Source organism: Roseovarius sp. MBR-6 (assembly GCF_040547525.1).
Taxonomy (GTDB): domain Bacteria; phylum Pseudomonadota; class Alphaproteobacteria; order Rhodobacterales; family Rhodobacteraceae; genus Roseovarius.
In genome coordinates, this window is sequence record NZ_JBEPPW010000044.1 from 1 (window position 1) to 6,994 (window position 6,994).

The window sequence follows — 6,994 nt, forward strand, 5'->3', positions numbered from 1 at the left end:
CACCAGAAAGGGTAAAGGTGGCCGACTTTTACGCCGCCCGCAGCAGGCTCATCCCGCCGCTACCGTGGCCGACTTTCGCACCGCCGTTCTCACCCGAATACGCCAGTGCCGAAGAAGGCCAAAGCCCCCGGTGGCACACCAGCGGCGGCGGCGCGATTGTTTGCAGCCTCGGTGCCGGTCGCAGGCACGCTTGCCGACACCTACCTCCGCTCTCGAGGCATCACCCAAGGCGGCACGATGAGCGCGCTGCGCTTCTACCCGAAGTGCTGGCATCGGGATGAGGGCCAGACCCGGAGCATCCCCAGACCGGCGCTGATAGCTGCGGTCACCGATGGGGCAGGGGCCTTGCAGGGTGTGCATCGCACCTGGCTTGCGCACGACGGCGGGGGCAAGGCGGCGGTCAAAACGCAGCGGCGGGCTATGGGTCACCTCCTGGGCAATGCCGTCAGGCTGACCCCGCATGAGGACATCCTCGTGGTCGGCGAAGGCATCGAGACCATGCTGTCCCTGTCCGAGGCGGCCTCCGGCCTTCCCGTCTGGGCGGCTCTCTCGTCGGGTCACCTCGGGGCGGTCCAGTTGCCAGAGGGGCTGCAGCGCCTTTACATCGCCATAGACCGCGATCCGGCCGGGCAACGCGCGGCAGAGAGGTTGAGCGCCAGAGCCCTTGATGCCGGGATTGCCGTAAGGGTGCTGGAACCACGGCTCGGGGATTTCAACGATGATCTCCGGGCGAACGGCAAAGAGGCGCTGCGCCAGCATCTGGCAGGGCAGATCGGGCTTGAGGATCGCCAACGCCTGTTGGGCTGAGCCGCATCGCGCAGAGGGTGGTCCGGGGCAGAGGGGGGGTAGGGGTCCTGCAGTCCTGTCGCGGGTGTGGATCATCACCTTTGCCTCTTCCCGGGTAAATCTCATCCACCCGACACCCGAGCGGCCTTCAAGAGATGGGCAGGCGGCCGTCAAAGGGGACGCCCCATCAAGGGCGGCCGGCAAGCTATTTCCGCCGCGGGGGACGAACCCCCGCTTTGCATCGCGAAACAAATAACTTGCCTGCCGCCCTCCTCCACATGCGTTTCGGCCCCGAAGAGGGGGTGAAGGGGCGTCCGCCATGACGGCTCAGAGCTGCCCATGAAGGCCGCGCGGGTTGTCGCGCGGACGAGACAGGCCCGGAGGCAAGAAACTGATGACGATCCACACCCACGACGACGCCTATGAACCCGCCCACACCGCATCCCAGACCGCCCATGCACTCGATGAGCTGCAGCTCTATGGCTACCGCCCCTTTGACGAGCCCGATCCGCGCCCGATGCCCGATGGGCAGCGCCTCGCCGTCGCCGTCGCCGACATCTTCGATGCCCTCGTCGCGACCCTGGAAGACACCCGCATGGAACCCGACCTCGAAGAGGTGCTCTGGGGCCAGGTCAACCTCTTCCACCGCGCCACGGCCCGGGTCGAGCGGTCGCTCGATGAGAACGAGCAGGCGCAGCGCCGCCTCCAACGCGAGCAGGACGGCTCCGAGGTAAAATCCGTCGAACTCGAGCGCCTGACGGCCGAGGGCCTGACCCTGATCGAACGGCGCAACTGCATGGACATGATGCGCGATCACGCCGCCACCGAGTTTGTGCATCACACAGGCTCCGCCTGGCGCCCCCGCACCGGCTCGATGGTGAACCGTCAGCATATGACCGCCGCGCTGATCGACAGCCGCGACTTCCTGGCCGCCAAGCGCCGCGCCGAGACCGAGGTGATGCTGCCCGCTGGCCCCAAGGTAGCCCTCACCGGCGGGACCGACTTCAACGATCACCGCCTGATCTGGGGCAAGCTCGATCAGGTCAGGACGAAATATCCCGACATGGTCCTCCTGCACGGGGGAAGCCCCAAGGGCGCAGAGCTCATCGCCGCCAAATGGGCCGAGTCCCGCGGTGTGACGCAGGTGGCCTTCAAGCCGGACTGGACCAAGCATGCCAAGGCAGCCCCCTTCAAGCGCAACGACGCGATGCTGGATGTGCTGCCCGTGGGTGTTCTGGTATTCCCCGGAACCGGCATCCAGGAGAACCTTGCTGACAAGGCCAAAAAACTGGGCATCCCGGTCATGAAGTTCGAGAAGGGGGTGTGAGCCCCCTTTCCCTTCACGGGGGCATCATGGTGGAAGCAATCGGTTCCACCTGATATCATGGCACAAACCCCGCGCCCGGATTGCGACATGTTTGATACCGTCAGCCAATTGGAAATCTTCCCGACCGACCTGCAGATGCGGCGGATCGATCCTGCGCACAACATGCGCCGCTTTTACCGCATGAGCATCCAGCCTGACCTGTTCGGTGGTGCCAGCCTTGTGCGTGAATGGGGCCGGATCGGATATAGTGGCCAGATGATGATCGAGCCGCATGCCGATGAAGGGCAGGCCGTGACCGCGCTGATGAAACTCGCGCGCGTGAAACAGCGGCGGGGATATGTGTGACGCGCGCGCGGCAACTCGGCGCGAAACCCGACCAGAAATAGAGGGGATGATGACGCTCGACACCGACAAGATCGATGATGCGGCCCTCGCGATCCTCAGCCTGACGTTGCATGACGGCGATCGGGTCTGGAAGGGGATCGATTGGCACATCACCGACCGGCTTTTTGAGAAAGGCCTGATCGATAATCCGAAAAACAAGGCGAAATCACTGACCCTGACGCCTGAAGGCGTTGAGCGCGCGCGGGCAGTTTTGGAACGGGAGTTCAGCAATGCCGAGTGAGGGGCGGCTTTGCGGCCCCTGCTGCCGCTCGATGCGCGGATTTGGGGTGCCTTCGCGGTCTCAGCATCACCGACGTGGAGGGCGGAGAGCTACCGTTCGCCAAAGATCGCACGAACGGCAGCTTCCGGCATCAGCTTGCGTCTTTGAACTCGGCGTATTCGCCGCGCACCTGCACGGTCACGGTCGCCTCTGCGCTGTCGCGATTGCGCCAGAACCAGCCGTGCTCGCCATCGAACGCGGCGATGATCGTGCCGTCGTCTCCGGTGGAGCCGCGGCCTTTCTCGTACGTGATCGAGTTGCCGCCGCCGTGGCCATGCAGGTCAAAGTTCACGCGGCCGCCTTCGACCATCATCCGGTATTCCACCGTCTGGCCTTCTTCCATCACCAGCTTCCATTCGGCACTTTCGCCGGGGGCCAGGGTGAAGGTGACTTCATCGCGCCAGACTTCGGCCTCTTGTGCCTGTGCGGCACCAACGAAAAGCCCGAAAATGTCCTTCATCAGGCTTGATTGCTCCTGTGCTTCAAGTTCCAAAAGCCGGTCGGCTTCTGCCTCCTCCGCCAGTTGGGTCTTGATCTCGCCCATCTCTGCCAGGCCAAGGACGCCACCGATCCCCGTGGGGTCGATATTGTATTCGGCGGGCAGCACGACGGTCACAAGGATCGCGACGGCGCTGACCACCGCGATGGCGGTAGAGCGGAGCAATTGCCGCGAGGTGGGAAGTTGATCGAGGCTTGGTTTTTCTGCATTGAACATCTGGATTTCCTGTTTTCTCAAGAGGCTACGAAATAGCCGGTGATTTGCAGGCCCATAAGGATGAACCCCATGGACATCATGACGACATTGGCGGTGTAGGCCTGGCGGAAGAAGTTCGGGGATTTGCGCCAGAAACCCATGACGATCAGGATCACGGCAAGGGCCATGATCTGGCCCATCTCAACGCCCACGTTGAACGCCAGAAGATTGGCCAAAAGCCCCTCTGAGGCGATGTTGTAATCGAGGATCTTGGTGGCCAGCCCCGTGCCGTGGAAAAAGCCGAAGATCAGCGTCGCGAGTTTGGTGTTGGGCTGAACGCCAAACCAGCGCTGGTAAGCCCCCAGATTGTCGAGCGCCTTGTAGACCACCGAAAGGCCGATGATCGCATCAACGATATAGGCGTTGATGCCCCACCCGAACCAGACGCCTGCCAGCATCGTGGTCGAATGTCCGACGGCAAAGATGCTGACGTAAATGCCTACGTCCTTCATCTTGTAAAGAAAAAAGACGACGCCGAACAGGAACAGGATATGGTCATAGCCCGTGACCATGTGCTTGGCCCCGAGATACATGAAGGGAATGATGTTCACCCCCCAGATTTCTTGGATGTAACCCGCGTCACCTTCGGTGACATTGTGGGCAAGCGCATGGCCCGCGCTCAGAGTGAGCAAGGTTATCGTGATGACGGACAGGACCACGATCCGGCGCGTGCCGGGATCGGTCCAGCCCCGATGGACTGTTTTCATGGATTGAACTCCGCATGGTGTTTGATGATCGGGTGAACCGCGCGGGCGACGCGCGGGCGATCAAAGGCGCGGAGGTCTTTCGATCAAATGTGTCATGAGCGGGTTTGCAAAGGTCGAACGTAGCTGCCATGCCGCTTGGTAGAACTCGAGCGGATGCACTGCCGGATCGGGGGCGATCACGACCGCTTGGTTGTGATCATGATCTGCACTGTCATGATTGTGCCCGTGTGTAGCCCATAACAGATCTTCTTCCAGGCCGTGCGAATGCCCGTGCTCTGCAATCATTTCCGAGTGCTCCTGAAGCACATCAAGAACCTTGGGGACATGCGACGTCGTGGGCACCACGGACCACACAAGCACGGCCGCGCAGAGCAGCAGCGCAAACGCGGCTTTTGCGATTGAATGCAACGCTGTCATCAAACCCGCCCGTCCGCTTGTCCTTCGCGTGATGCGTCATGGCACCATCTTGTTCTATCCCCCCGGAGGGGATAAACGGGATATATGACAAAACCCAAGGTTCATGCAACCCATCCCGCCCTGATCGCCCGGCTGAAACGCGCTGACGGGCATCTGCGCGCCGTCATCGCAATGATAGAGGACGGCAAGCCCTGCCTTGAGATCGCCCAACAGATGCAAGCGGTCGAAAAAGCCATCACGAATGCAAAGCGGGCGCTGATCCATGACCATATGGATCATTGCCTGGACGTCGAGGGCCTTTCATCCGATCGCGCCGAGCTGCGCATGATCGCCAGATATCTCTGAGGCGCGCCATGTTCGACATTCTCGCTGATCGCACCTATCGCCATCTGTTTCTGGCACAGGTCGCAGCACTTCTTGGAACTGGGCTTGCAACGGTGGCACTCGGTCTGCTCGCCTTCGATCTCGCGGGGGACGGGGCTGCGCTGGTGCTGGGCACGATCTTTACCATCAAGATGGTGGCCTATGTGGGCATCGCCCCGATTGCAGGGGCTTTCGCCGACCGGCTGCCGCGCCGCGCGTTTCTGGTGACGCTTGATCTGGTGCGCGCCGGTGTGGCGTTGGCGCTGCCTTTCGTCACCGAGGTCTGGCAGGTCTATGTGCTGATTTTCCTGCTGCAATCGGCCTCTGCCGCCTTCACGCCAACCTTTCAGGCCACGATCCCGGATGTTCTGCCAGACGAGGCGCGCTATACCCGCGCGCTGTCACTTTCGCGGCTGGCCTATGACCTGGAGAACATCGTCAGCCCAACACTTGCCGCGCTTTTGCTGGCGGTGATGTCCTACAATTCACTTTTCCACGGAACGGTGGTCGGTTTCGCAGCCTCGGCCCTTTTGGTGATCTCGGTGCTGCTGCCCAACCCCAGCCCATCCAAGCCCCGCGGAATTTACGACCGGACAACTCGGGGCATCCGCATCTACCTGGCCACACCGCGGCTGCGCGGGCTTCTGGCACTGAACCTCGCGGCAGCGGCTGCGGGCGCCATGGTGCTGGTCAATACCGTTGTTCTGGTGCGCGGCACGCTTGGGCTGTCGGAAAGCGCGCTGGCCTGGGCGATGTTCGCCTTTGGCGCGGGCTCGATGACGGCCGCGCTGGTTCTTCCACGCTTGCTGGATGCGCTGCCCGATCGGCCCGTGATGTTCGGCGGTGCGGCGCTGATGGTGACAACATTGCTGGGTCTCGGGGCGACGGTCCTGACCGCTGGTCTTGGCTGGGCTGCCCTTCTGGGGGCATGGGTGCTGGTAGGGCTTGGATATTCCGTCGTCCTCACCCCGTCTGGCCGATTGCTGCGCCGATCCGCCCATGCGGGCGATCGCCCCGCGTTGTTTGCGGCGCAGTTCGCGCTGTCGCACGCCTGCTGGCTGGTGACCTATCCGCTGTCCGGTTGGCTGCTGACGGCCTATGGTATTGTTCCCGCTCTGATCGGGCTGGCGCTTCTTGCGGCTGGCGGGATGTTCGCCGCCCTGAAACTTTGGCCGTCAGGCGATCCTTTGGAACTTGAACACACACATGACAACCTGCCGCTCGATCATCCCCATCTCAGGGGGCATCGCAGGCACCGCCACGCCCTGGTCATCGACGAAAGCCACCCTCGCTGGGCCACGCATTTCTAAAGAGAGCGCACTGAAACCGAGATTGCGACGTTTCCGGTGCTATTTTTGCGGCGCCAATACTCGTCCATAGCTTAGCATTGGTAAAACCCGATTGCGAGCGGACCTTTGCCGCAGGGCGTATGAGGGGTCATTCAAGGCCGGGTGCGTCGATCTGACCCTGCCCGTGCCAAACTGACGCCATTTTTCGCTTCAATGGCCGGTTCGAGCCCATCTTACCCTTTCGTCCGGATGCAGCGGATGTCCGGTCTACAGATGCTCTTCCGGCACCCAGTCTTCGGCTTCGTTGTTCCAAAATCTATTGGGGTTGTCCTCGTCCATTCCCCGGATATGAAGCGTTCGCACGCACTGTTCCACAAAGACCACCGGCTCTTCGTAGGGATGCGATGAGTAGATGCGTTTGAGAACCTGCACGGCCTTCGCCTCGCTATCACCCAGAAAGAGCGACAGCTCCACGCAGGGCACCTCGACCACATCTTCGGTCGCCGCATTGCGTCCGCTTCCCAATGATCTGAATTGCTGGACGCCTGGCGCGGTCCGAAAGGTGACGCAATCGTAGTCGCCGTATTTCAGGGTGTCTGACGTCAGCACCCATGGGACAGTTTAGGCATATTGCGGAACGGAGGGTTTCCGGCTCATCGTAGCCTTCATGGAGCGAAGATGAGCAAG

At 61.9% G+C, this 6,994-nt stretch carries 10 protein-coding genes; 6 read left to right on the forward strand and 4 right to left on the reverse strand.

Going from position 1 to position 6,994, the window contains the following annotated elements:
* The first annotated feature begins 105 nt into the window (after nucleotides 1-105).
* The 4 genes from ABIE57_RS20000 to ABIE57_RS20015 all read left to right on the forward strand — a co-directional run bounded on the left by ABIE57_RS20000 (nucleotide 106) and on the right by ABIE57_RS20015 (nucleotide 2,738).
* Complete coding sequence (locus ABIE57_RS20000; RefSeq protein ID WP_354540796.1) at nucleotides 106-807, forward strand: DUF7146 domain-containing protein; 702 nt, start codon at nucleotides 106-108, stop codon at nucleotides 805-807.
* 373 nt (nucleotides 808-1,180) lie between these two features.
* Nucleotides 1,181-2,113, forward strand: a complete 933-nt coding sequence (locus ABIE57_RS20005; RefSeq protein WP_354540797.1) for a DUF2493 domain-containing protein — start codon at nucleotides 1,181-1,183, stop codon at nucleotides 2,111-2,113.
* Nucleotides 2,114-2,200: 87 nt separating this feature from the next.
* A complete protein-coding gene (locus tag ABIE57_RS20010) occupies nucleotides 2,201-2,458 on the forward strand; it encodes a WGR domain-containing protein (RefSeq protein ID WP_354540798.1) in 258 nt (85 codons plus the stop codon).
* 49 nt (nucleotides 2,459-2,507) lie between these two features.
* A complete protein-coding gene (locus ABIE57_RS20015) occupies nucleotides 2,508-2,738 on the forward strand; it encodes a DUF6429 family protein (protein WP_354540799.1) in 231 nt (76 codons plus the stop codon).
* A gap of 130 nt (nucleotides 2,739-2,868) precedes the next feature.
* On the opposite strand, the gene ABIE57_RS20020 is transcribed toward ABIE57_RS20015, so the two are convergent.
* The 3 genes from ABIE57_RS20020 to ABIE57_RS20030 are packed head-to-tail and all read right to left on the reverse strand — an operon-like array spanning nucleotide 2,869 to nucleotide 4,655.
* Nucleotides 2,869-3,492, reverse strand: coding sequence for a transmembrane anchor protein (locus tag ABIE57_RS20020; RefSeq protein ID WP_354540800.1), 624 nt, complete (start codon nucleotides 3,490-3,492; stop codon nucleotides 2,869-2,871).
* 17 nt (nucleotides 3,493-3,509) lie between these two features.
* On the reverse strand, nucleotides 3,510-4,238 hold the full coding sequence (locus ABIE57_RS20025) for a HupE/UreJ family protein (RefSeq protein WP_354540802.1): 729 nt from the start codon (nucleotides 4,236-4,238) through the stop codon (nucleotides 3,510-3,512).
* Nucleotides 4,239-4,298: 60 nt separating this feature from the next.
* Nucleotides 4,299-4,655 carry a hypothetical protein gene (locus ABIE57_RS20030; RefSeq protein WP_354540803.1) on the reverse strand — a complete coding sequence of 119 codons (357 nt, stop codon included), beginning with the start codon at nucleotides 4,653-4,655 and terminating at the stop codon, nucleotides 4,299-4,301.
* An 84-nt stretch (nucleotides 4,656-4,739) separates the two neighbouring features.
* Here ABIE57_RS20030 and ABIE57_RS20035 point away from each other — a divergent pair, with 84 nt between their 5' ends.
* Nucleotides 4,740-5,000, forward strand: coding sequence for a metal-sensing transcriptional repressor (locus ABIE57_RS20035; RefSeq protein ID WP_354540804.1), 261 nt, complete (start codon nucleotides 4,740-4,742; stop codon nucleotides 4,998-5,000).
* 8 nt (nucleotides 5,001-5,008) lie between these two features.
* A complete protein-coding gene (locus ABIE57_RS20040) occupies nucleotides 5,009-6,328 on the forward strand; it encodes an MFS transporter (RefSeq protein WP_354540805.1) in 1,320 nt (439 codons plus the stop codon).
* Between the two features lie 246 nt (nucleotides 6,329-6,574).
* On the opposite strand, the gene ABIE57_RS20045 is transcribed toward ABIE57_RS20040, so the two are convergent.
* Entirely contained in the window at nucleotides 6,575-6,916 is a 342-nt protein-coding gene (locus ABIE57_RS20045) for a hypothetical protein (protein ID WP_354540806.1), read from the reverse strand.
* Between the last annotated feature and the right edge of the window lie 78 nt (nucleotides 6,917-6,994).

Excerpts from the sequence above, each read along its gene's own strand:
- ABIE57_RS20005 (WP_354540797.1), top strand. The coding sequence starts at position 1,181 with ATGACGATCCACACCCACGACGACGCCTATGAACCCGCCCACACCGCA.
- ABIE57_RS20010 (WP_354540798.1), top strand. The coding sequence starts at position 2,201 with ATGTTTGATACCGTCAGCCAATTGGAAATCTTCCCGACCGACCTGCAG.
- ABIE57_RS20015 (WP_354540799.1), top strand. The coding sequence starts at position 2,508 with ATGACGCTCGACACCGACAAGATCGATGATGCGGCCCTCGCGATCCTC.
- ABIE57_RS20020 (WP_354540800.1), bottom strand. The coding sequence starts at position 3,492 with ATGTTCAATGCAGAAAAACCAAGCCTCGATCAACTTCCCACCTCGCGG.
- ABIE57_RS20025 (WP_354540802.1), bottom strand. The coding sequence starts at position 4,238 with ATGAAAACAGTCCATCGGGGCTGGACCGATCCCGGCACGCGCCGGATC.
- ABIE57_RS20030 (WP_354540803.1), bottom strand. The coding sequence starts at position 4,655 with ATGACAGCGTTGCATTCAATCGCAAAAGCCGCGTTTGCGCTGCTGCTC.
- ABIE57_RS20035 (WP_354540804.1), top strand. The coding sequence starts at position 4,740 with ATGACAAAACCCAAGGTTCATGCAACCCATCCCGCCCTGATCGCCCGG.
- ABIE57_RS20040 (WP_354540805.1), top strand. The coding sequence starts at position 5,009 with ATGTTCGACATTCTCGCTGATCGCACCTATCGCCATCTGTTTCTGGCA.